27 protein-coding genes are annotated in these 20482 nt (G+C 65.2%); 6 read left to right on the top strand and 21 right to left on the bottom strand.

What is annotated here, in order from left to right; all coding sequences use genetic code 11:
* Positions 1–80 precede the first annotated feature (80 nt).
* Positions 81–983 (top strand): EamA family transporter RarD, encoded by a 903-nt coding sequence (rarD, locus tag Q8Q53_RS13165; protein ID WP_305702233.1) that lies wholly within the window; start codon positions 81–83, stop codon positions 981–983.
* On the opposite strand, the gene pyrC is transcribed toward rarD, so the two are convergent.
* Entirely contained in the window at positions 980–2026 is a 1047-nt protein-coding gene (pyrC, locus tag Q8Q53_RS13160) for a dihydroorotase (protein WP_305702232.1), read from the bottom strand. The two genes, rarD and pyrC, sit on opposite strands and share 4 nt — an antisense overlap.
* Positions 2027–2064: 38 nt before the next feature.
* Here pyrC and Q8Q53_RS13155 point away from each other — a divergent pair, with 38 nt between their 5' ends.
* Positions 2065–2775, top strand: a complete 711-nt coding sequence (locus tag Q8Q53_RS13155; protein WP_305702231.1) for a folate-binding protein YgfZ — start codon at positions 2065–2067, stop codon at positions 2773–2775.
* Between the two features lie 10 nt (positions 2776–2785).
* On the opposite strand, the gene Q8Q53_RS13150 is transcribed toward Q8Q53_RS13155, so the two are convergent.
* Positions 2786–3382 carry a TetR/AcrR family transcriptional regulator gene (locus Q8Q53_RS13150; protein WP_305702230.1) on the bottom strand — a complete coding sequence of 199 codons (597 nt, stop codon included), beginning with the start codon at positions 3380–3382 and terminating at the stop codon, positions 2786–2788.
* A gap of 28 nt (positions 3383–3410) precedes the next feature.
* Between Q8Q53_RS13150 and Q8Q53_RS13145 the strand changes: the two genes are divergently transcribed.
* On the top strand, positions 3411–4340 hold the full coding sequence (locus Q8Q53_RS13145; protein ID WP_305702229.1) for a metal-dependent hydrolase: 930 nt from the start codon (positions 3411–3413) through the stop codon (positions 4338–4340).
* A 61-nt stretch (positions 4341–4401) separates the two neighbouring features.
* Here Q8Q53_RS13145 and Q8Q53_RS13140 read toward each other — a convergent pair whose 3' ends face one another.
* From Q8Q53_RS13140 to rplU, 3 genes are all read right to left on the bottom strand, one after another.
* Positions 4402–4968: a GNAT family N-acetyltransferase gene (locus Q8Q53_RS13140; RefSeq protein ID WP_305702228.1), complete on the bottom strand. Its 567-nt coding sequence runs from the start codon at positions 4966–4968 to the stop codon at positions 4402–4404.
* A 217-nt stretch (positions 4969–5185) separates the two neighbouring features.
* Positions 5186–5452 carry a 50S ribosomal protein L27 gene (gene rpmA / locus Q8Q53_RS13135; protein WP_305702227.1) on the bottom strand — a complete coding sequence of 89 codons (267 nt, stop codon included), beginning with the start codon at positions 5450–5452 and terminating at the stop codon, positions 5186–5188.
* Between the two features lie 18 nt (positions 5453–5470).
* On the bottom strand, positions 5471–5836 hold the full coding sequence (gene rplU, locus Q8Q53_RS13130) for a 50S ribosomal protein L21 (RefSeq protein WP_305702226.1): 366 nt from the start codon (positions 5834–5836) through the stop codon (positions 5471–5473).
* A 190-nt stretch (positions 5837–6026) separates the two neighbouring features.
* Between rplU and Q8Q53_RS13125 the strand changes: the two genes are divergently transcribed.
* Positions 6027–6536 (top strand): hypothetical protein, encoded by a 510-nt coding sequence (locus Q8Q53_RS13125; RefSeq protein WP_305702225.1) that lies wholly within the window; start codon positions 6027–6029, stop codon positions 6534–6536.
* On the opposite strand, the gene Q8Q53_RS13120 is transcribed toward Q8Q53_RS13125, so the two are convergent.
* The 16 genes from Q8Q53_RS13120 to coxB form a co-directional block, all read right to left on the bottom strand.
* Positions 6533–7018 carry a molybdenum cofactor biosynthesis protein MoaE gene (locus Q8Q53_RS13120; RefSeq protein ID WP_371136559.1) on the bottom strand — a complete coding sequence of 162 codons (486 nt, stop codon included), beginning with the start codon at positions 7016–7018 and terminating at the stop codon, positions 6533–6535. The genes Q8Q53_RS13125 and Q8Q53_RS13120 overlap by 4 nt on opposite strands.
* Positions 6981–7214: a MoaD/ThiS family protein gene (locus Q8Q53_RS13115; protein ID WP_305702223.1), complete on the bottom strand. Its 234-nt coding sequence runs from the start codon at positions 7212–7214 to the stop codon at positions 6981–6983. Before Q8Q53_RS13115 ends, Q8Q53_RS13120 begins: the two co-directional genes overlap by 38 nt.
* Positions 7215–7218: 4 nt before the next feature.
* Positions 7219–8223 (bottom strand): GTP 3',8-cyclase MoaA, encoded by a 1005-nt coding sequence (gene moaA, locus Q8Q53_RS13110; protein ID WP_305702222.1) that lies wholly within the window; start codon positions 8221–8223, stop codon positions 7219–7221.
* Positions 8220–8549: a Rossmann fold domain-containing protein gene (locus Q8Q53_RS13105; protein ID WP_305702221.1), complete on the bottom strand. Its 330-nt coding sequence runs from the start codon at positions 8547–8549 to the stop codon at positions 8220–8222. The genes moaA and Q8Q53_RS13105 overlap by 4 nt, the downstream gene beginning before the upstream one ends.
* On the bottom strand, positions 8549–8920 hold the full coding sequence (locus Q8Q53_RS13100; RefSeq protein WP_305702220.1) for a dihydroneopterin aldolase: 372 nt from the start codon (positions 8918–8920) through the stop codon (positions 8549–8551). The genes Q8Q53_RS13105 and Q8Q53_RS13100 overlap by 1 nt, the downstream gene beginning before the upstream one ends.
* Before the next feature lie 35 nt (positions 8921–8955).
* The gene (locus Q8Q53_RS13095) at positions 8956–9867 is read right to left on the bottom strand and encodes a class I SAM-dependent methyltransferase (RefSeq protein WP_305702219.1); all 912 of its coding nucleotides are present in this window, start codon (positions 9865–9867) and stop codon (positions 8956–8958) included.
* Positions 9867–11267: a threonine synthase gene (thrC, locus tag Q8Q53_RS13090; RefSeq protein WP_305702218.1), complete on the bottom strand. Its 1401-nt coding sequence runs from the start codon at positions 11265–11267 to the stop codon at positions 9867–9869. Before thrC ends, Q8Q53_RS13095 begins: the two co-directional genes overlap by 1 nt.
* A gap of 41 nt (positions 11268–11308) precedes the next feature.
* The gene (locus tag Q8Q53_RS13085) at positions 11309–11884 is read right to left on the bottom strand and encodes an SURF1 family cytochrome oxidase biogenesis protein (protein WP_305702217.1); all 576 of its coding nucleotides are present in this window, start codon (positions 11882–11884) and stop codon (positions 11309–11311) included.
* A complete protein-coding gene (locus tag Q8Q53_RS13080) occupies positions 11881–12270 on the bottom strand; it encodes a DUF983 domain-containing protein (RefSeq protein WP_305702216.1) in 390 nt (129 codons plus the stop codon). Before Q8Q53_RS13080 ends, Q8Q53_RS13085 begins: the two co-directional genes overlap by 4 nt.
* Positions 12270–13091, bottom strand: a complete 822-nt coding sequence (locus tag Q8Q53_RS13075; protein ID WP_305702215.1) for a cytochrome c oxidase subunit 3 — start codon at positions 13089–13091, stop codon at positions 12270–12272. The genes Q8Q53_RS13080 and Q8Q53_RS13075 overlap by 1 nt, the downstream gene beginning before the upstream one ends.
* A gap of 104 nt (positions 13092–13195) precedes the next feature.
* A complete protein-coding gene (locus Q8Q53_RS13070; RefSeq protein WP_305702214.1) occupies positions 13196–13747 on the bottom strand; it encodes a cytochrome c oxidase assembly protein in 552 nt (183 codons plus the stop codon).
* Entirely contained in the window at positions 13737–13883 is a 147-nt protein-coding gene (locus tag Q8Q53_RS13065) for a hypothetical protein (protein ID WP_305702213.1), read from the bottom strand. Before Q8Q53_RS13065 ends, Q8Q53_RS13070 begins: the two co-directional genes overlap by 11 nt.
* 4 nt (positions 13884–13887) lie before the next feature.
* Entirely contained in the window at positions 13888–14802 is a 915-nt protein-coding gene (locus Q8Q53_RS13060) for a heme o synthase (RefSeq protein WP_305702212.1), read from the bottom strand.
* A 48-nt stretch (positions 14803–14850) separates the two neighbouring features.
* Positions 14851–15834 carry an alpha/beta fold hydrolase gene (locus Q8Q53_RS13055; RefSeq protein WP_305702211.1) on the bottom strand — a complete coding sequence of 328 codons (984 nt, stop codon included), beginning with the start codon at positions 15832–15834 and terminating at the stop codon, positions 14851–14853.
* 239 nt (positions 15835–16073) lie between these two features.
* On the bottom strand, positions 16074–17762 hold the full coding sequence (gene ctaD, locus Q8Q53_RS13050) for a cytochrome c oxidase subunit I (RefSeq protein WP_305702210.1): 1689 nt from the start codon (positions 17760–17762) through the stop codon (positions 16074–16076).
* A gap of 29 nt (positions 17763–17791) precedes the next feature.
* Positions 17792–18877: a cytochrome c oxidase subunit II gene (coxB, locus tag Q8Q53_RS13045; RefSeq protein WP_305702209.1), complete on the bottom strand. Its 1086-nt coding sequence runs from the start codon at positions 18875–18877 to the stop codon at positions 17792–17794.
* A 194-nt stretch (positions 18878–19071) separates the two neighbouring features.
* On the opposite strand from coxB, the gene pyrE reads away from it, so the two are divergent.
* Positions 19072–19656 (top strand): orotate phosphoribosyltransferase, encoded by a 585-nt coding sequence (gene pyrE, locus Q8Q53_RS13040; protein WP_305702208.1) that lies wholly within the window; start codon positions 19072–19074, stop codon positions 19654–19656.
* A 15-nt stretch (positions 19657–19671) separates the two neighbouring features.
* A complete protein-coding gene (locus Q8Q53_RS13035) occupies positions 19672–20403 on the top strand; it encodes a pyridoxine 5'-phosphate synthase (RefSeq protein ID WP_305702207.1) in 732 nt (243 codons plus the stop codon).
* The last annotated feature ends 79 nt before the right edge of the window (positions 20404–20482 follow it).

Genomic DNA, 20482 nt, shown 5'->3' with positions numbered 1-20482 from the left:
CTGAACGGTCGGCAACCGCTCTGTCAGGAACGCACATTTTTCGTGTCGCGGTGATTTTTCTTCGCTAGCGCGGCCCCCGGATGGAACACGAACAGCCCGCACCCCGCAAAAGCGGCCTGCCCTTTGCGCTGGGCGCGCATTTTATCTGGGGGCTGCTGCCGCTCTATCTGGTGCTGTTCAAGACCGTGCCGCCGTCTGAATTCGTCGGCTGGCGGATCCTGTTCACGCTGCCGGTCTGCGCGGTGTTCGTGGGGCTGGCCGGGCAGACGAAAGAGCTTTGGGCAGCGCTGACCAACCGCCGGGTGCTGGCGCTGCTGACGCTCAGCGCGCTGCTGATCGCCAGCAACTGGCTGACCTATATCGTCGCGATCCAGCAGGGCCACGTCTTCGCCGCCAGCCTGGGGTACTACATCAATCCGCTGGCCAATGTGCTGGCGGGCACGCTGTTCCTGGGTGAACGGCTGAGCCACCGCCAGTGGGCCGGTGTCGTGCTGGCGGCGGCGGGCGTATCGCTGCTGGCATGGGATGCGCTCGATATGCTGGGGATCAGCCTCGCGCTGGCGCTCTCGTTCTGCGGCTATGGGCTGGTGCGCAAGCTGACGCCGGTGGGTTCGCTATCGGGGCTGACGGTGGAAACCATCGTCCTGCTGCCGCTGGCCGCGGGCCTGATCGGCTGGGCCGCGTTCAGCCCGCAGGGCGTGTCATTCGGCAAGGAACTGCCGCTCAGCCTGCTGCTCGCCTGCGCCGGGCTGGTCACCGCCGTGCCACTGATCCTGTTCGCGGTGGCGGCGCAGCGGATGGATTATTCGGTGCTGGGCATGGTCCAGTATATCGGCCCGACGATGGTGTTCGTGCAGGCGTTCTTCCTCTCGTCCGAACCGCTCAGCACCACGCAGGTCGCGTGCTTCATCCTGATCTGGTGCGCGATCGGCCTGTTCGTTTGGGACCTGCTCGCCAAGCGGCAAGCGGCGCGCGCCGCCTAGCCTTCAACCAGCCGCCAACCCAGCGTTTCGCCCGCGTGGAACGGCACGATGGAAGTGCCGTTCGCATCAATCACCTCCGGCACCACCACGTCGCCCCGCTCCAGCGTGACCGTGCCTTCATTCAGGGGCAGCCCATAAAAGCGCGGGCCGTGTTCCGAAGCGAACCCCTCAAACTTGTCCAGCGCGCCTTCCGCATCGAACACCGTGACATAGCTTTCCAGCGCGAACGGCGCGTTGAACAACCCGGCGCAGCCGCAGGCGGCTTCTTTCAGGTGCTTGGCGTGGGGTGCGGTATCGGTGCCCAGGAAGAACTTCGGGCTGCCTGATGTGGCCACCTTGCGCAGCGCCAGCCGGTGCTGTTCGCGCTTGGCCACCGGCAGGCAATAAGCGTGCGGGCGAATGCCGCCAACCAGCATCGCGTTGCGATTGAGGTGCAAGTGCTGCGGCGTAATCGTCGCGGCAAGGGTATCGCCCGCCTCGCTCACGAACTGCACCGCTTCCTCAGTCGTGATGTGTTCGAACACCACTTTCAGCGCGGGCAGATCGCGGACCAGCGCAGTCATCGTGCGGTCGATGAACACCGCCTCGCGGTCGAAAATATCAACGTGGGCCTCGGTCACTTCGCCGTGGACCAGCAGCGGCATGCCGATCTGCTGCATCTTTTCCAGCACGGCGCGGATGTTGGCGACATCGGTCACGCCGTGGGCCGAGCCGGTGGTCGCGTGCGCAGGGTAAAGCTTCGCCGCGACGAACACCCCGCCCGCGAACCCGCGCGCGACCTCGTCCGGGTCGGTCGAATCGGTCAGATACAGGGTCATCAGCGGCGTGAAATCGCTGCCCGGCGGCAGTGCCGCCATGATCCGCTCGCGATAGGCCGAAACCCCGGCCACGTCGGTCATCGGCGGGGAGAGGTTGGGCATCACGATCGCGCGGGCGAACTGCCGCGCGGTGTGCGGCGCAACCCCGGCGAGCACCGCGCCATCGCGCAAGTGGACGTGCCAGTCATCGGGGCGGCGGATCGTCAGGCGAGTCGGCGTGGTCATCCCTTCCCCTTAGGCAAGCAGCACCCTATCTGTCACCCATGACCGCAACCCTGCTGACTGCCCGCGCCGTGATCCGCCTTTCGCCGACCGAACCGGACGAGGATGTGCGCGGCTTTCTGCAGGGTCTGGTGACGCAGGATGTAACCGGCGCGCTGCCGCTCTGGGCCGCGCTGCTTTCGCCGCAAGGCAAGGTGCTGTTCGATTTTCTGGTCCACGGTGACGGCGCGGATCTGTTGCTGGACTGCGAAGCCGCCGGTGCCGACGCGCTGGTCAGGCGCCTGTCGCTCTACCGGTTGCGCCGCAAGATCGGGATTGCCCGCGATGCTTCGCTCGGGGTGCATTGGCAGGCGGGTGATGGCCCCGCCCCCGATCCGCGCCTGCCTGCGCTTGGCCAGCGCTGGCTCGGCGTGTCCGAAGGGGCTGCGGCCGATGACGCATGGCTGGCGCACCGGCTGGCGCTGGGCGTGTGCGAAGGCGCGGCGGAACTGGCCGACCTGCTCTGGCTGGAATGCAACGCGGCGGAACTGAACGGGGTCAGCTTTACCAAGGGCTGCTATGTCGGCCAGGAAAACACCGCGCGGATGAACTGGCGGGCCAAGGTCAACCGGCGGCTGGTGGTGCTGCCGCTGGCCGCCTCCGACCCGGCCCGGCAGCGCGCGGCCTATCCCGCGCTGGGGCTGGCGGTGGATCATCGCCGGGTAGAGGACATCGCGCCCGAATGGCGGCCAGACTGGCTGGATCGGGCCTGAGAGCTCGGGCCTAGCCCGCCATCCCCGGCACCACGATCCCGGCCTTGATCGCCGCTTCGACCAGCATCTTTTCTGCGATATCACGGGCCGATGTGCGGGGCAGGCCCAGCGAATGGGTCAAGGCACCGCCCATCAGCGCATCGCCCAGCGCCAGCAGGCACAGCGCATGGGTGGTGTCGCGCATCTGGCCCGAGCCGAACTCATCCAGCCCATCGACCAGATCGTGGATCACATCGACAATCGGATCGAGCGCATCATCGTTGCCGCTGACCAGCATCCAGCTCGCCAGCGCCGCGCCGCCTTCCTTGTCGAACGCATCGAACGTCAGGTCGACCACGTCACGCGGGGTGCCATGCCCGGTCCGGCTGGCGATCACCGCGTCCTCGATCGTGGCACAGATCGTCACCGCCAGGTGTTCCGCCAGCGCCTTTTGCAGCCCCGCCGCCGATCCGAAATGGTGGAGCAGATTGGCGTGAGTCCGCCCGATTCGCGATGCCACAGCTTTCAGCGTGACGGCTTGCGGACCCATTTCGATCAGCAGTCCGCGCGCGGCTTCGAGCGCAGCCATGCGGCTCTCTTCCTGGGTGAGACGCTTCCTTATTGACATTGGTGTCAGTTACTCTAGAATTAGCGGCATGAACGCACCGACCAAGTTCCCCCTGGAACCCACCGCCGCCGTAGAACCCACCGCCCAATTGGGCAAGGCACCTGTGACCGGTCCGGCCACGCCCACCCCGGATGATCTGGTGATCACCGTGCGCGACGAACGCTTTGGCCGCACCAGGCAGCCGGGTCGCTGGTGGCTGAACAACGATCCGATCGCCACTGCCTGGCACAACGCGCTCTCCGCCACCTTCCCGCGCGGTGAGGCAATGTTCATCGAGGCCGTGAAAGCCCACCGCGACGGCGTGCCGCCGAAGCTGGAGGAAGAGATCCGCGCGTTCGTGAAGCAGGAAATCAACCACACCCGCGAACACGTGGTGTTCAACAAGGCGGCGGTCGACGCCGGTTACGACCTGTCGAAGATCGACGCGCGGCTGGAAGAGCTGATGGCGATGATCAGGGACCGCCCCGCCATCGTCAACCTGACCGCGACGATGGCGCTGGAACACTACACCGCGATGATGGCGCACGAGTTTCTGGCCAACCCGCAGCACTTTGCCGGCGGCGAGCCTGAAACCGTGGCGATGTGGCGCTGGCACGCGGTCGAGGAAATCGAGCACAAGGGCGTCGCGTTTGACACCTTCCGCTTCGCCACCCGCGACTGGAGCCGGTGGCGGCGCTGGAAGCTGAAATCGGTGATGATGCTGATCATCACCCTGAACTTCATCCGCAACCGCTGGAACGATACGCTGGAACTGCTGGCGCAGGACGGCCTCAAAGGCCCGAAGATCAAGCTGAAGCTGGCCTGGTATCTGCTGGGCACCCCCGGCGTGCTGCGCCGGATCGTGCCCGCCTGGTTCGCCTATTTCATGCCCGGTTTCCACCCCTGGAACCACGATGACCGCGCCCTGATCGGCAAGGCGGACAGCGAGTTCAAGGATGCGCGGCTGCAAACCGCCTGACCGGAAGAAACTTCAAAGAAAAGGCTCCGAACCGCACTGGTCCGGAGCCTTTTTTTGTGGTTCAGGCCGCGCGCATGGCGGGCACACCATCATCGCCGCCGTCGCAATTGCCCGGTTCGTCCAGTTCAATCGCGTGGATTGCAGTCGGAACGGTTTTACCGCGCGCGCGGCTAAAGCAGGCACGCATTTCACCGGTCGGTCGGAAGCCTGCCTTGCGCAGCACCCCGGCCGAGGCCGGGTTGTCGGTAAAGTGCCCCGCGCTTACCCGGCGATGCCCCAGCGTCCGGGCCAGCCCCAGCACCGCACGGGCCGCTTCGGTGGCATAGCCCCGGCCCCAGTGCTCCTGCGCTATCCAGTATCCCAGTTCCGGGCCGGCTTCACCGTGCAACAGGCCGACGCTGCCGATGATCTCGGCCGGCGCACTGCTGGTCGGCAGGGTCACGAAGAAGTGCGGGCAGCGCGGGTCCTGCGGCTGGCGCACAAATGCACGCGCGTCATCGGCGGTATAGGGCCACGGCACCTGCGAAAGGTTCTTCACCACCGCTTCGTCGGCGATACCCGCCAGCAGTTCTTCCCAATCCTCCGGCCAACCCGGCCGCAGGAACAACCGTTCGCTGCGAATGAACATACCATACTCCCGTCGTCCGCCCCGCAGCCCCCTTAGGCGCACTGCGTGACACTGCCATTACGGCTTGCGCTGGGCCGCCCCGGTAGCGGGACGCCGCGTCAAGCTGACTGAGGGAGACACGAAAAAAGGGAGACAGGCCTGGCCCGCTCCCTCGCATCGTCGGCAACTGGGGCCGACTGGGCCATCCCGTCAGGATGGCCCTTTATCGACCATCCGCTTATTCGGCGGCGACAGCCATGTCGACCGACACGTACTTGCGGCCAAGCTTGCCATCGTGGAAGCGCACGCGGCCTTCGGTCAGCGCGAACAGGGTGTGATCCTTGCCGATGCCAACGTTCGCGCCGGGGTACACGCGGGTGCCGCGCTGACGAATGATGATGTTGCCGCCGATCACTTCCTGACCGCCGAACTTCTTCACGCCAAGGCGGCGGCCTGCTGAGTCGCGACCGTTACGCGAAGAGCCGCCTGCTTTCTTATGTGCCATGTCGTACTACTCCGAATCTTATTCAGCAGCTTCGGCCGCATCGGCCTTCTTGGCGGCAGCCTTTTTCGGCGCAGCCTTCTTTTCCGCACCACCAACCGCAACAATGCGCAGCAGCGTCATGTACTGGCGGTGGCCGTTCTTGCGGCGATAGTTGTGGCGGCGACGCTTCTTGAAAACGATCACCTTTTCCGACTTGTCCTGGGCGATGATTTCAGCCGAGACGACAATGCCCGCAGCATCCTTCACTTCGCCGCCGTCACCGGCCAGCAGAACGTCGCTCAGCGTGATTGTCTCACCGGCTTCACCAGCGAGCTTTTCAACCGCGATCTTGTCTCCGGCGGCAACCCGGTATTGCTTGCCGCCTGTGCGCACAACTGCGAACATCGTATCGTATCCGTTCGTTTAATCCTGACCGCACCGCCCGCTTTCGAAACGGTGCGCCAGACGCCCTGCCAACGCGGTAGGGGTCCGGAAGAAGGGTGGCCGATAGTGCAAGGTCGGCTTGCTGTCAACGCCGGAAGCGCCGGAAAGTCACGCCCTATGGCGTTGGGCGGGCGGCGTGCTATGGCAAGCCATGGCCCGTATATCCACCACTCTGCTGATCGTCGCAAGCGCGCTCACGCTGGGCGCTTGCGCCAATGATCTTGCCGAATACCCATCGCTCGAACGGCGTCCCGCAGAGCGCGTGAGCGGGCAGATTCAGCCGGTTGTCCCCAGCATTCAGCCTGGCCCCGCCCCGGCAGCGGGAGTGTTGGGGCGCCTCGATTCGCTGGTTGCGCAGGCGCAGGCTGCCGATGCGAAGTTTCGCGCCCGCGAGGGGCAGGCCCGCAACCTCGCCAGCGCGGCATCCGGCGCGGCGCTGGGCAGTGAAAACTGGGCAGTGGCATCGGTTGCCCTGTCGCAACTCGAATCGGCCCGCAGCGACGCGATGGTCGCGCTGGCCGAGCTGGACCAGTACTATGCCGCAGCGCGAATCGAAGCTGATGACGCCCGCGCGATTGCCGCAGCGCGCGATACGGTGATGGCCTTGGTGGCCGAGCAGGACCGGGTGATCGGCGAACTGGGCGCACAGCTGGCGCGTTAGACCCAGCGGTCGAGGTCGGCGTAATCCTGCGCGCGCGGTTCAACCCAGCGCCACACGCCGCCTACTAGTTCCCGCTTCCAGAACCAGCTTTCGGCCTTGAGGTGATCCATCGCGAAATCAGCGGCGGCGAAAGCGTCGCGACGGTGACGCGCGGCGGCGGCCACCAGCACGATCGGATCGGTTGGCCGCAACACGCCCGAGCGGTGCAGGATCAGCAGCCCGTCCAGTTCCCAGCGCGCCCGCACGCCTTGCGCCAGCCGCTCCATCCCCGGCAGGGTCAGCGGGCCATAGTGTTGCAGTTCCAGCGCCTCAACCGCCCCGTCCTGCCGGACCTGCCCCAGAAAGCTGACCACGCCCCCGGCACCAGGATGGGCGGCGGCGAACGCGCGCAGTTCCTCTGCCGGATCGAACGGAGCGGTCAGCAGGCGAACATCGCTTACCACCTCAGCCCCCGCTAACGGGCGGCAGGAACGCCAGTTCATCGTCCGCGCCCAGCACCACGCCGCGCTCGGCAATCAGATCGCCGTTGAGCGCCACGCGCACCCGCTCATCCAGCAAGGCCAGTGCCAGCGCGGGATCGAGCGTCGCCAGCACCGCTTCGAGCGGCCCCGGCGCAACGTCCAGTTCGCTCCGGCCCGCAACATCGGCCAGCCGCCCCAGGAACACCAGCTTCGCCAAGGCCCTAGCCTCCCGTCATCGACATATGCCGCGCCAGCGCGGGCGCGGCGCCGGGGCGGTCAATTGCAAACGCATGGCGCAGCGGCTTGATCCGCATCGCCTGATCCAGCGCAGCCACCAGCGCGCCATCAGGATCGTCCGACCGCAGCGCGGCGCGCAGATCCACCTGCTCCGCCCCGCCCAGACAGGCATAGAGCTGGCCGGTCGCGGTCACCCGCACGCGGTTGCAGCCATCGCAGAAGTTGTTGGTCAGCGGGGTGATGAACCCCAGCCGCCCGCCGGTTTCCGCCACATCGAAATAGCGCGCTGGGCCACCGGTGCGGTGGCCGGTGCTGGTCAGCGTAAAGCGCCGCTCTAGTGCGGCGCGCACGTCCGACAGCGGCAGGTAATGGTCGAACCGGTCTTCCTCGACTTCGCCCAGCGGCATGACCTCGATCAGGGTCAGGTCCATCCCCTGCCCGTGCGCCCACGCGATCAGATCGGGCAGTTCGCCCTCGTTGATGCCCTTCAGCGCCACGGTGTTGAGCTTGACCTGCAAACCCGCTGCGCGCGCCGCCGCGATGCCTTCCAACACCTGCGGCAGCGAATCGCGCCGGGCGAGCCGCGCGAACGCGGCCCGGTCCAGCGTATCGAGCGAGAGGTTGATCCGCTTCACCCCCGCCGCCGCGATCGCATCGGCGAACTCGGCCAGCCGGGTGCCGTTGGTGGTGAGCGTGAGTTCCTCCAGGCCGTCCCCCAGCTTGCGCCCCAGCGCCTGCACCAGCTCGATCATGTCACGCCGCACCAGCGGTTCGCCGCCCGTCAGCCGCAGCTTGGTCACCCCGCGCGCGATGAAGCCCAGCGCCAGCCGGTGCAGTTCCTCAAGGCTGAGGACATCCTTGCGCGGCAGGAACTCCTGTCGCTCCGGCATGCAATAGGCGCAGCGCAGATCGCAGCGGTCGGTGACGGACAGGCGCAGATACGTGATTCGCCGGTGGAACTGGTCAATCAGGGGCGCAGAGTTGCTCATGCCGCAGATGGTAACACAGTCCCGGCCCCGGCGTCATCCAGCGGCAGGTATTGGCCGGTGATGCCAGCAGCCCCGGACAGATAGGCCAGCGCGGATGCAATCCCTGCGTCGCTATCGCTCGCCACCGCGTTGATCCGGCGCGGCGCATGGGCGCGGGCCAGAGCCGCAACCGCTGCTGCGCGCCATTCGCGCTGGGTGTGGTCGGCGGGCGGGAACACCAGCAGCAGGTCCGCATCGTGCGGCAGCGTGGCAACAACTTCGCCATGAAACTGCGCGGCGGCGGCCAGCGGTTCGGGCGGCAGATCGGTGATCCGCAGCACTTCCATCACTTGCGCTCGCGGGTGAGCGTCATGCCGATGCGTTCGCCGTTTTCGCTGATCGCCAGTTTGACGATCTTCACCGTCACCGCCTGAACCCGCGCGTCCTGCACGAACAGGGTTTCACAGATGTGATCGGCCACGGCCTCGATCAGCTTGAAATGGACCCCTTCGGGCAGCGCTTCAGACGCGGCGAACTTCAGGTCCATGTAGTTCTTGCTGGCTTCCAGCGGGGTGTCCGGCTCGTACCGGTCAACTGGTGTCAGCCGCACGGTAATGGTGAAGCGCAGCGGCTGCGGACGGCCGGTTTCCTCCGAATAGATGCCGGTCAGGACATCGTGCTCGAAATCGGCAACCTCAAGGATCAGACTGTCGGTCATAATTAGTATGCTTTACTTACTAAATTGCAGCCCGTCTAGCTGTTCCGCCAGCGTGCGAAAATTGCTGTGGGGAGCATCCGGCCCGGACCAAGATCGCCCTCGCCCTCTTCGCGCACCACCAGTTCGCCGTGTTCGACCACGCCGGGCAGGTGCGCGCAGGCTTCGGCCAGCAAGCCGCCAATCGCCAGCGACGACATCCGCACCGCGTAAACGGTCAGGAACAGGAACTTGCTGTCCCCGTCCAGCAGCGCGGCGCAGTCATGCACCAGCCCCGGCAAGTGATCTTCCAGCCGCCAGACTTCCCCTTCCGGCCCGCGCCCGAACTTGGGCGGATCGAGGATGATCCCGTCATAGCGCTTGGCCCGCCGCACTTCGCGCGCCGTAAACTTGGCCGCATCATCGACGATCCAGCGAATCGGGCGCTGTTCCATCCCCGACAGCGCGGCATTGGCGCGCGCCTGCGTGACCGACTTCTTGGACGCATCGACGTGCGTCACCGGCCCATACTTCGACAGCGCCAGCGATCCGACGCCAGTATAACCGAACAGGTTCAGCGTCGCCGCATCGCGCTGGTCCCCCAGTTGCTCCCCCATCCAGTCCCACACCGGGGCCATATCGGGGAAGAACCCGAGATGGCGAAACGGGGTACACTGGGCGTTGAATGTGACCGGTTCATCGCCGTTGGGCCAGCTCAGCGGCCAGCCATCACGCGGCACCGGGTTGGCGAACTGCCAGCGCCCGCCGCCGTCCTCATCCGATCCGGGGACGAACTCGCCGTCGCTCTTCCAGCGTTCCAGCCGGGGCGCCCACAGCGCCTGCGCATCGGGGCGGATAAAGCGGTGCGGGCCATAGCGTTCCAGCTTGCGCCCGTCGCCGCTGTCGATCAGGCCGTAATCGGCCCAGCCCTCACCGCAGAGCAGGCGGGCCTGGGGATCGAGCTCAGCCATCAACCCCGCGCGACCGCACGGGCCGCGATGTGATTGGCGATCGCATCATAATTGCCCGGCAATTCGATCAGGCGTTCCTCACGCTCAAACAGGTCACCGATCCGCGCGGGCAGGCTGGGCCGCTGGCCGGTCGCGCGTTCGACCGCGTCGCGGAACTTGGCCGGGTGCGCGGTTGCCAGCGTCACCACCGGCACATCGGCCGGCAAGCCAGCGGTGCGCGCGGCGTGGAGGCCGATGGCGGTATGCGGATCAAGCAGTTCGCCGCATTCTTCCCAGGCCCAGCGGATCGCGTTCGACATGTCATCCGCGTCGGCGCGGGCGCTGCTGAACAACCGCGCCGCGCCTTCGCGCTGGGCATTGGTCAGCTGCATCGCCTTGGTCGATTCGAACCCGGCCATCTGCGCATTCAGCGCCGCGCCGTCGCGCCCGCCGAGGTCAAACAGCAGCCGTTCGAAATTCGACGAGACCTGAATGTCCATCGACGGAGCCGCCGTGGGCGTGACCGTTCCGGCCGAATAATCGCCGTTGGTCAGCGCGCGGTGGAGGATGTCGTTGACGTTGGTCGCCACGATCAGCCTGGCGACCGGCAAGCCCATCTGCGCAGCCACATAACCGGCGAACACATCGCCGAAATTGCCGGTCGGCACGGCGAACGCCACTTCGCGGTGCGGTGCGCCCAGTTGCAGCGCGGCGGCAAAGTAATAGACCACTTGCGCCATCAACCGCGCCCAGTTGATCGAATTGACCGCGCCGATGCTGAACCGGCTGGTCATGGCGGTGTCATTGAACATCCGCTTCACCATCGCCTGCGCATCGTCAAACGTGCCGTCGATGGCGATGTTGTGGACGTTGGGGGCAAGCACGGTGGTCATCTGGCGGCGCTGCACATCACTGACCCGGCCCTTGGGATGGATCATGAAGATATCGACCCGCGCCCGGCCTGCGACCGCATCAATCGCGGCGGAACCGGTATCGCCGGAAGTTGCCCCGACGATGGTCAGCGGATCACCGCCACGGCCCAGGAATTCCTCGAACAACAGGCCCAGCAGCTGCAACGCGACGTCCTTGAACGCCAGCGTCGGACCGTGGAACAGTTCGAGCAGCCACTGCTGTTCGTCCAGTTGTTTGAGAGGGGTGACCGCCTTGTGCGCGAAGCGGCCATAGGCAGCCGTGGTCAGTTCCAGCAGTCGCTCCGGCGTCAGGCTGTCACCCACGAACGGTTGCATGATCCGCTGCGCCAGTTCGGCATAGGACAGCCCGGCAAACCCGGCGATCTCCTCAGCTGAGAAGCGCGGCCATTCGCGCGGCACATAGAGGCCGCCATCGCTGGCCAGACCGGCGAGCGTTGCGCCTTCGAAGTCGAGCGCCGGGGCGCTTCCACGGGTTGAGATATATTCCATCGCGCGGCGGGCGTTAGCCGGACTCCGCGCGAATTGAAACCCTAGAGCGCCATCCGCTTACGCAGCGCGATGACAAAGATCACCAGCGCGGTCAGCGCAAACAGGAACCACTGGATCGCATAGGACAAATGGTTGTTGGGGATGCTCGCCGGATCGGGCCGGGCGTTGGCGTCCAGTCCGGCGAGCGGCGGATCGGCAATCAGGCGCACCGTCTCGCCCGCGCCCAGCGTGACCGTGCCGGTGACAGCGCCGCCGGTCCAGACGCGCGGTTGCAGATCCTTTGACCAGCCGATCAGCACTTCCGCCGTGCTCCCGCCCGGCAGCGGGCAGATGAAGGCGTGCGCCCAGCCGGTGGTGCCATTGGCATTGTGCCCGGCCACCGGCGCATCCGGTCCGGTCGGCAGGCAATCGATCCGGCTGCGGCGAAACAGCAGCGGCTGCGCCGCCGCAGCGGAGGTCGGGAACGGCACTTCCGCCGTGTTGCTGCCCACCGCCGCGTAACTCGCCAGCAGGGCTTCCTTCTGCTGCGCGCGGCCAAGCTGCCACACGCCCAGCGCAATCATCACCCCCACGGCGGCCAGCACCAGCAACGTTGCGAACACGGGAACACGTTTCATGGCTGTTTCAATCGTCCTTCACCGGCATCGCGCTGGTATTCGGTCACCAGCAGCGCCGCCTTGCCAATCCGCAAGCCCCAGATCGTAGTCCCTGCCACGAACGGGATCCACACGAGCGCGTGGACCCACACCGGCGGGTGCCAGCTGAACTCCAGCCACAGCGCCAGCCCCAGCGTGACCGCACCGATCAGCAGGGTCAGGAACGCCGCCGGGCCATCGCCGACGTTGAACTGGCCCAGGTCCAGCCCGCAGCTGCGGCAGCGCGGTGCGAACTTTGCCACGCCATCGAACAACGTGCGCGAACCACACTGCGGGCAAAGACCGAAAAGGGCAGCCGGAACGAATCCCGGCTGCCCTTCGGATGCTTGGTTGCTGTGATCAGCCATCAGTGCGTGGGATAGCCCCAGCCGCCCCAGACGTAGACCGCAACATACAGGAACAGCCACACCACATCGACAAAGTGCCAGTACCAGGCAGCGGCTTCGAACCCGAAGTGCTGCCTGGGGGTGAAGTCACCGTTGTAGGCGCGCTTCAGGCAGACGATCAGCATGATCGTGCCGATGATGACGTGGAACCCGTGGAAGCCCGTCGCCATGTAGAACGCCGAGCTGTAGGTGTTGCCACCAAAGCCGAACGGCGCCGCCGCATATTCGTACGCCTGGATCGAGGTGAACAGCATGCCCAGGGCAACCGTTGCCCACAGGCCCTTCTTGAGGCCGTCGCGGTCGCCGTGGATCAGCGAGTGGTGCGCCCAGGTAACCGTGGTGCCCGAGCACAGCAGGATCAGCGTGTTGAGCAGCGGCAGGTCAAACGCGTTCATCACTTCTTCGACCGCCTTGGGCGGGAACTGCCCGCCGACCACTTCCGCAATTTCCGACGGGAACAGTGCGAAATCGAAGAAAGCCCAGAACCAGCCGACGAAGAACATCACTTCCGAAGCGATGAACAGGATCATGCCGTAACGCTGGTGCAACTGCACCACCGGGGTGTGATCGCCCGCATGCGCTTCCTGGATGATCTTGGTAAACCACTGCCACGCAGAAGCGATCAGCAGCGCCAGACCCAGCCAGGGCACAACCTTGCCGCCAGCCATGTCGTGCATGTTCAGCACCATCCCGGTCGTGAAGGTGAACGCGCCGATGGTGGTCAGCAGCGGCACCAGATCGGGCGGCAGAATATGAAAATCGTGGTTCTTGGTTCCGGCCATGATGGTTTGGTCCCCGTTTATCCCTCTGCCCGCAGCGAACGCGCGGGCCAAAATCCAGACGCCCTTATCGTGCTGGCTTCACCCGGTCCAGTGCCTTTGCGAAGCTATTGTGCAGCAACGTGGAAAGTGTAGCTCAGCGTGATCTGCTCAACGTTCTTCGCATCGGGATCGTCGAGGATCTTGGGGTCGATGTAATAGATCACCGGCATGTCGATCGACTGGCCGGGTTGCAGCGTCTGCAGCTCGAAGCAGAAGCACTGGATCTTGTTGAAATACTTGCCGACGTATTCCGGCTCGACATTGAAGCTCGCCACCCCGGTCACCGGCTTGTCCGACAGGTTTTCCGCCTTGTAGAACGCCATCTTGCGGGTGCCGATGCGCATGTCCTGCGTCACTTGCTGCGGGGCGAACTTCCACGGCATATCGCGATCGACGTTCGCATCGAACCGGACCGAAATGTGCCCGGCGGCAACCTGGACGGTCGCGGCTTCCGCCTCGGTCACCTGCATGGTCGTTCCGCCGAAGCCGGTGACCTGACAGAATATCCGGTAGAGCGGGACCGAGGCAAAGCCCAGGCCCAGCATGAGGAGCGCCCCGCCCAGCGCGATCAGGCCGGTGCGGGCGTTGCGGCTTGCGGGGAGCGCGTTAGCCAGCATTGGCCTGCGGCGCCATCTTCACGAACGTGAGGAAATAGAACAGCACGACAAAGCCCAGCAGCAGCAGGCCAAGCGCAATGTTGCGCCCTTTCTGGATTCGGCGGCGTTCTGCATTGTTATTTTCGGGAACGGTCATCGGTTTATCCCATGATCCAGCGGTCTGCCACCAGCGCGCCGAACAGCACGAACAGGTAGAGCACCGAGTAGGCGAACAGGCGCTTTTCAGGGCGCATGTCCATGTCCGTCGCGTCCCCCCGGAACACCGCGACACGAAGGCTCAGCAGCAGAAACACTGCCGACAGCACCAGTGCCGAAGCGCCATACAGCACGCCTGCACCGGCAAACCAGAACGGCGCCAGACTGAGCGGCAGCAGCAGCACCGCATAGACCAGAATCTGGCGGCGCGTCGATTGATGCCCGGCCACCACCGGCATCATCGGAATGCCCGCCTTGGCATAATCCGTTTCCACAAACAGCGCGAGCGCCCAGAAATGCGGCGGGGTCCAGAAAAAGATGATCGCAAACAGCAGCACCGGCATCAGCGTGATGTCCCCGGTCGCGGCGATCCAGCCGATCATTGGCGGGAACGCCCCGGCCCCGCCGCCAATCACGATATTCTGCGGCGTGCGGGGTTTCAGCCAGATGGTGTAGACCACCGAATAATAGACGATCGAGATCGCCAGGACCGCCGCCGCCAGCCAGCTGACCGCAACCGCCATCACGAACACCGATGCCAGCGCCAGAATCAGCCCGAAGCTGAGCGCGGAATGGCGCTCCATCCGGCCCGACGGCAAGGGCCGGTCGGCGGTGCGCTTCATCAGCGCATCAAGGTCCGCTTCCCACCACTGGTTGAGCGCGGCCGAACCGCCCGCACCCATCGCAATGCACAGAATCGCGGTGAAATCTTCCACCGGATCGATCGCCCCCGGCGCGGCCAGCAGCCCGCACAGCCCGGTGAAGATCACCAGTGTCATCACGCGCGGCTTGGTCAGCGCGAAGAAATCGCGCCAGTCGGCAGGCAGCGGATGAACGACAGGGGCGGCTTGGGCGGTCATGATTGAGCGCGCTATAGTCTGCCGTGGGCGCGGTGGGAAGGCCCGTCGCTACAGTCTTTGGAGCCAGTCGATCAACAGCGCGGTTACGGCCTCGGGCCGCTCCTGCTGGGTCCAGTGGCCGCAGCCTTCCAGCACGTGCCCTTCGACCTGGGGCACCAGCGGGCGCATCATCGCCACGGGATCGGCCACCGCGCCAAACAGCGTTGTCGCCGGATCGCGCGTGCCGCCGATGAACAGCGCCGGACATTCGATTCGCCGCCCCCGGAACTGCTGTGCCCAGGCGTAATCGGCTTCGTGATTGCGATAACGGTTGAGCGGTCCGCGAAAGCCCGATGCGGCCATTTCGCGCGCATAGAACGTCAGGTCGGCGTCCGACAGCCAGGCGGGCAGGCCGTCCGGATCGGCGACATCGGGCAGCCCTTCGAGGAACGTCGCGCCGAGCGGTTTGTCCCAGTGATTGCCAAGCGGCGCATCGCCCGAGATCGAATAGAGCATCTTCCGCAGGAAACCGCGCGGATCGGCCTCCGCCTCCGCCTCGGCCACGCCGGGTTCCTGGAAGAACTCCTGATAGAAGAACCGGCCCTGACTGGTGAAGTGTTCGCGGAACACCTCGGTGAACGGACGGTCCGGCACACCCGCGAACGGCACCGACAGCGCCGCAACCGCACGGAACACATCGGGCCGCGCCAGTGTGGAGTTCCAGACGATCGGCGCGCCCCAGTCATGCCCGATCAGCACGACCTGCTGGCCCGGCGCAAGCGCATCACGCAGCCCCACCAGATCGCCAACCAGCCGTTCCATCGCATAAGCCTCGACCGCGTGGGGCTTGTCCGACCCGCCATAGCCGCGCACATCAATCGCGCAGGCGGTGAAACCCGCGTCCGCAACCGGACCCAGCTGGTGCCGCCACGAATACCAGCTTTCGGGAAAGCCGTGGACCATGATCGCCAGCGGCGCGGTGCCGGGGACTGGCCCCGCGATGGCGCAGCGCAGCGATACTTCGCCGCAATCGATCTGGCGCAATTCAGGCATCAACATCTCCCAGCCGCAACGCAGGCTGCCTCTGATCCCCCCTCCCGCCTGCGGGAGGGGCCGGGGGAGGGCCTGTTATGAAGCCCTTACCATCAAATGCAACGGGCCGGGGAGGCGGCCCTCCCCCGACCCTTCCCGCAAGCACCAGCGGAATCTGGCGCGCACGCGAAAACGCCCCGGCTTTCTGGGCCGGGGCGCGTTCTTTTCAGCATTCAGGCAGTCTTGCCGTCAGGCCGTTCTCAGTGGTGACCCTTGTCGTCGATGACGGGCAGGGTTTCGAACTGATGGAACGGCGGCGGGCTCGACAGCGTCCATTCCAGCGTGTTCGCGCCTTCACCCCAGTAGTTGGCCGGAGCCTTCTTGCCAGCGGTGTAGGCGTAGATGATGTTGATGAACCAGATCACCAGGCTTGCGGCCATGATCTTGTAGCCCAGCGTCGAGATGTTGTTCCAGTATTCATAGGCCGGGGTGTAGTCTGGATAACGGCGCGGCATCCCCTGCAGGCCCAGGAAGTGCTGCGGGAAGAAGATCAGGTTCACGCCGACGAAGAACACCCAGAAGTGCAGGTGCGACAGGAACTCGGAATGCATCCGCCCGCTCATCTTCGGGAACCAGTAATAGAAGCCCGCGAACAGACCCGTCACCGCGCCCAGCGACAGCACGTAGTGGAAGTGCGCGACCACATAGTAGGTGTCGTGCAGCACATCGTCCACGCCGCCGTTGGCCAGAACCACGCCGGTCACGCCGCCAACGGTGAACAGGAAGATGAAGCCCAGCGCCCAGACCATCGGCGACTTGAATTCAAGGCTGCCGCCCCACATCGTCGCGATCCACGAGAAGATCTTCACGCCGGTCGGCACCGCGATCACCATGGTGGCTGCGGTGAAGTACATCTTGGTGTTAACCGACAGACCCGAGGTGTACATGTGGTGCGCCCACACGACGAACCCGACCACGCCGATGGCAACCATCGCGTAAGCCATGCCGAGGTAGCCGAACACCGGCTTCTTCGAGAAGGTCGAAACGATCTGGCTGATGATGCCGAAGGCCGGCAGGATCATGATGTACACTTCGGGGTGGCCGAAGAACCAGAACAAGTGCTGGAACAGGATCGGATCGCCGCCGCCCGACGGATCGAAGAAGGTGGTGCCGAAGTTACGATCGGTGATCAGCATGGTGATCGCAGCGGCCAGGACCGGCAGCGCGAGCAGCAGCAGGAACGCGGTAACCAGCACCGACCACACGAACAGCGGCATCTTGTGCAGGGTCATCCCCGGCGCACGCATGTTGAAGATGGTGGTGATGAAGTTGATCGCGCCCATGATCGAAGCGGCACCGGCGAGGTGCAGCGAGAAGATCGCGAAGTCCATCGCCGGGCCGGTCGAACCATAAGTCGACAGCGGGGCATAGGCTGTCCAGCCCACGCCGGCGCCGTTGCCCACGCCGCCCGGGACGAACGCCGAGCAGAGTAGCGAAGTGAAGCCCGCCACGGTCAGCCAGAACGAGATGTTGTTCATCCGCGGGAACGCCATGTCCGGCGCGCCGATCATGAGCGGCACGAACCAGTTGCCAAACCCGCCGATGATCGCGGGCATGACCATGAAGAACACCATGATCAGTCCGTGCGCCGTGATCAGCACGTTCCACAGGTGGAGCTGCTGGTCGAAGCTGGGATTGGCATTGCCAAACCATTTGGCGAACATATCCAGGTACTGGATGCCCGGCTCAGCCAGCTCGAAACGCATCATGCCCGAGAAGGCACCGCCCACGATCCCCGCGATGATCGCGAAGATCAGGTACAGCGTCCCGATGTCCTTGTGGTTGGTCGACATGAACCAGCGGGCGAAAAACGCCGGCTTGTGATCATGATCGTCGTGTGCGTGCGCCCCGTCATCGTGCGCCTGGAAGTGGTCTGCGGTAGTAGCCATGGCTAAACCCTGTCCTTGTCTTGTCTGGTTCAGGCGGCCGGAGCCGGAGCGGCTTCGGCTGCGGGCGCAGCGGCAGCAGGTGCGGCTTCAGCAGCGGCAGGTGCTTCGGGCAACCCGTCGATCTTGCCGCCGGACTGCGTCAGCACCCAGGCGTTGAACTTGTCACGCGGCAGTGCCTCGATCGCGATCGGCATGTAGCCGTGCTTCACGCCGCACAGTTCCGAGCACTGGCCGTAATAGACGCCCGGCTCGCGGATGGTCAGGGTCTTTTCGTTGATCCGGCCCGGAACGCCATCGAGCTTGTACCACAGCGAGGGAATCGCGAACGAATGGATCACGTCGGCCGCAGTCACCTGCAGGCGGATCGTTTCACCGACCGGCACGACCATGCGATAGTCAACGCCCAGCTTCAACGGTTCGCCGCGCTTGATCGCGTCCTCGTCCGGCAGCATGTTCGAAATGACTTCGAACCCGCCGTTGTCGGGATAGGTGTAGGTCCAGAACCACTGGTTGCCGGTGGCCTTGATCGTCAGCGCCTTGGCCGGGGCCGGTTCGAACTGCTTCGCGATCAAGGAGATCGACGGTACCGCAATGCCCAGCAGGATCAGGATCGGAACGCCGGTCCAGACGACTTCCAGCACCGTGTTGTGGCTGGTCTTCGACGGCACCGGGTTGGCGCGCTTGTTGAAGCGCAGCACGACATAGACCAGCAGCAGGAACACAACAATCGTGATCCCGCTGATGATGTAGAGCAGCGCGTCATGCAGTGCGTTGGCCTGATCGCCGACGTCCGAATACTGGGTCTGGGTGCCCAGCCCGCCATCAACCGGCATACCCTTGCCCGCAGTCGGCTGCATCGGCGTGTAACCGCCGGGCGCAACCTTGAAGCGCGGATCGTTGGGATCGACCGCCGGGACCGCTGCGGGCAGCGGCGCGGCAACAACCGGGGCGACTGCCTGGGCAGTTACCGCAGCAGCGTCGACCGCTTCGGTCGGCGCCGGTTCAGCGCCAGCCGCCTGGGCGTTCGCGATTTGCGGCACCGCGAGCAGCGCCAGAGAAAGTCCGATCGCCTTGATCGTGCGACCCGCTGAACGGGCAGATTGGCCGAATTTCATCGTTCCTGTGCTTTCGCTTTCCATTGTCGGCAAGAGAACAGCTTGCCCCCTCTTGCCCCGTGGGAGTCACAATTTGGGAGGGCCTATACGCGCGCTTGCGAGGGCACTCAAGCGCCTCTAGGGGATATTTTTGACAAGACGCAATGACACCCTCCGTCAGCGCAGGGCAATATCGGAAAAGGACCGTAGCTATCATGCAGGATGAAGACGTTCTGGCCGAGTTCCGCGCCAGCAAGGCGTTGCTCGAAGGCCACTTCCTGCTGTCATCGGGTCGCCACAGCGCACACTACCTGCAATGCGCCCGCGTTTTGATGGACCCGATGCGCGCTTCGCGGCTGGCCGCCGCGCTTGCCGCGACACTGCCGCGCGATTTGCGCAAGGAACTGACCAGGGTTGTCGCCCCGGCGATGGGCGGGGTGATCATCGGCCACGAAATGGGCCGCGCGCTGGGACTGGAGGCGATCTTTGTCGAACGGCCGACCGGCACGTTCGAACTGCGCCGGGGCTTTACCATCGAACCGGGCGACAAGGTCCTGATGGTCGAGGACGTGGTAACCACCGGCCTGTCCAGCCGCGAGGCGATTGCCGCCGTCGAGGCGGCGGGCGGCGAAGTGCTGGCCGAAGCCGCACTGGTTGACCGGTCCGGCGGCACAGTCGATCTGGGGGTGCCCTTTTACCCGCTTATCGCGCTCAGTTTTCCGACTTATGCCGAAGATGAACTGCCACCCGAACTGGCCGCGACTCCGGCGACCAAGCCGGGCAGCCGTGCAAATCCCTGATCACAGGACACTGCCATGATCCCCTCCCGCCTGCGCCTGGGCGTCAATATCGACCACGTCGCGACGATCCGTAACGCGCGCGGCGGCGATCATCCCGATCCGGTCCGCGCGGCGCAGATCGTCGCCGCCTGCGGGGGCGACGGCATTACCGCGCATCTGCGTGAGGACCGCCGTCATATTCGCGATGAGGATCTGGCGCGGATTCAGGCGGCGACCAACCTGCCGCTCAATCTGGAAATGGCCGCAACCGACGAGATGCTGGAAATTGCGCTGCGCCACATGCCGCACGCCGCCTGCATCGTCCCGGAACGGCGCGAGGAACGCACCACCGAAGGCGGGCTGGACGCCGCCGGGCAGCACAACCGGCTTTACCCGATTGTCCAGAAACTGGCCGATGCGGGCATTCGCGTCAGCCTGTTCATCGCGCCCGAAGTGCGCCAGCTCGACGCCGCGATCCGGCTCGGCGCGCACGTGGTCGAGTTTCACACGGGGGAATACGCCCATGCCGCCGGCGAGGACCGGGCGGTGGAACTGAAGCGCATTGCCGATATGGCCGCGCTGGCCGCGCGCAACGGGATCGAACCCCACGCCGGGCACGGACTGACGTATGACAACGTCCAGGCGATCGCTGCAATCCCGCAACTGGCGGAACTCAACATTGGCCACTATCTGATTGGCGAGGCAGTATTTGTCGGGCTGGAGAATGCCGTCGTGCAGATGCGTGAACTGATGGATGCGGCGCGGTGACAAGGATCAGATCGCTCCGCTCAGCAACCGTCACCCCGGCCACCGAGCCGGGGTCCAGCTTTCTGACGATGGCAAGAAC

The sequence above is a fragment of the Novosphingobium sp. genome (assembly GCF_030699305.1).
In the GTDB taxonomy this organism is placed as follows: Bacteria; Pseudomonadota; Alphaproteobacteria; order Sphingomonadales; family Sphingomonadaceae; genus Novosphingobium.
Note: the sequence above shows the minus strand (reverse complement) of the source record. Positions and strands in the feature narration are given on the sequence as shown.

Coding starts and splice junctions, on each gene's coding strand:
- pyrE (WP_305702208.1), top strand. CDS start 19,072: ATGCAGGATGAAGACGTTCTGGCCGAGTTCCGCGCCAGCAAGGCGTTG.
- Q8Q53_RS13105 (WP_305702221.1), bottom strand. CDS start 8,549: ATGGAAGTGCTGCGGATCACCGATCTGCCGCCCGAACCGCTGGCCGCC.
- Q8Q53_RS13155 (WP_305702231.1), top strand. CDS start 2,065: ATGACCGCAACCCTGCTGACTGCCCGCGCCGTGATCCGCCTTTCGCCG.
- Q8Q53_RS13150 (WP_305702230.1), bottom strand. CDS start 3,382: ATGTCAATAAGGAAGCGTCTCACCCAGGAAGAGAGCCGCATGGCTGCG.
- Q8Q53_RS13120 (WP_371136559.1), bottom strand. CDS start 7,018: ATGAACTGGCGTTCCTGCCGCCCGTTAGCGGGGGCTGAGGTGGTAAGC.
- rarD (WP_305702233.1), top strand. CDS start 81: ATGGAACACGAACAGCCCGCACCCCGCAAAAGCGGCCTGCCCTTTGCG.
- Q8Q53_RS13095 (WP_305702219.1), bottom strand. CDS start 9,867: ATGGCTGAGCTCGATCCCCAGGCCCGCCTGCTCTGCGGTGAGGGCTGG.
- Q8Q53_RS13065 (WP_305702213.1), bottom strand. CDS start 13,883: ATGACCGTTCCCGAAAATAACAATGCAGAACGCCGCCGAATCCAGAAA.
- Q8Q53_RS13100 (WP_305702220.1), bottom strand. CDS start 8,920: ATGACCGACAGTCTGATCCTTGAGGTTGCCGATTTCGAGCACGATGTC.
- Q8Q53_RS13085 (WP_305702217.1), bottom strand. CDS start 11,884: ATGAAACGTGTTCCCGTGTTCGCAACGTTGCTGGTGCTGGCCGCCGTG.
- rplU (WP_305702226.1), bottom strand. CDS start 5,836: ATGTTCGCAGTTGTGCGCACAGGCGGCAAGCAATACCGGGTTGCCGCC.
- rpmA (WP_305702227.1), bottom strand. CDS start 5,452: ATGGCACATAAGAAAGCAGGCGGCTCTTCGCGTAACGGTCGCGACTCA.
- Q8Q53_RS13035 (WP_305702207.1), top strand. CDS start 19,672: ATGATCCCCTCCCGCCTGCGCCTGGGCGTCAATATCGACCACGTCGCG.
- Q8Q53_RS13125 (WP_305702225.1), top strand. CDS start 6,027: ATGGCCCGTATATCCACCACTCTGCTGATCGTCGCAAGCGCGCTCACG.
- thrC (WP_305702218.1), bottom strand. CDS start 11,267: ATGGAATATATCTCAACCCGTGGAAGCGCCCCGGCGCTCGACTTCGAA.
- Q8Q53_RS13070 (WP_305702214.1), bottom strand. CDS start 13,747: ATGCTGGCTAACGCGCTCCCCGCAAGCCGCAACGCCCGCACCGGCCTG.
- Q8Q53_RS13075 (WP_305702215.1), bottom strand. CDS start 13,091: ATGGCCGGAACCAAGAACCACGATTTTCATATTCTGCCGCCCGATCTG.
- Q8Q53_RS13140 (WP_305702228.1), bottom strand. CDS start 4,968: ATGTTCATTCGCAGCGAACGGTTGTTCCTGCGGCCGGGTTGGCCGGAG.
- moaA (WP_305702222.1), bottom strand. CDS start 8,223: ATGAGCAACTCTGCGCCCCTGATTGACCAGTTCCACCGGCGAATCACG.
- Q8Q53_RS13145 (WP_305702229.1), top strand. CDS start 3,411: ATGAACGCACCGACCAAGTTCCCCCTGGAACCCACCGCCGCCGTAGAA.
- ctaD (WP_305702210.1), bottom strand. CDS start 17,762: ATGGCTACTACCGCAGACCACTTCCAGGCGCACGATGACGGGGCGCAC.
- coxB (WP_305702209.1), bottom strand. CDS start 18,877: ATGAAATTCGGCCAATCTGCCCGTTCAGCGGGTCGCACGATCAAGGCG.
- pyrC (WP_305702232.1), bottom strand. CDS start 2,026: ATGACCACGCCGACTCGCCTGACGATCCGCCGCCCCGATGACTGGCAC.
- Q8Q53_RS13060 (WP_305702212.1), bottom strand. CDS start 14,802: ATGACCGCCCAAGCCGCCCCTGTCGTTCATCCGCTGCCTGCCGACTGG.
- Q8Q53_RS13080 (WP_305702216.1), bottom strand. CDS start 12,270: ATGGCTGATCACAGCAACCAAGCATCCGAAGGGCAGCCGGGATTCGTT.
- Q8Q53_RS13055 (WP_305702211.1), bottom strand. CDS start 15,834: ATGCCTGAATTGCGCCAGATCGATTGCGGCGAAGTATCGCTGCGCTGC.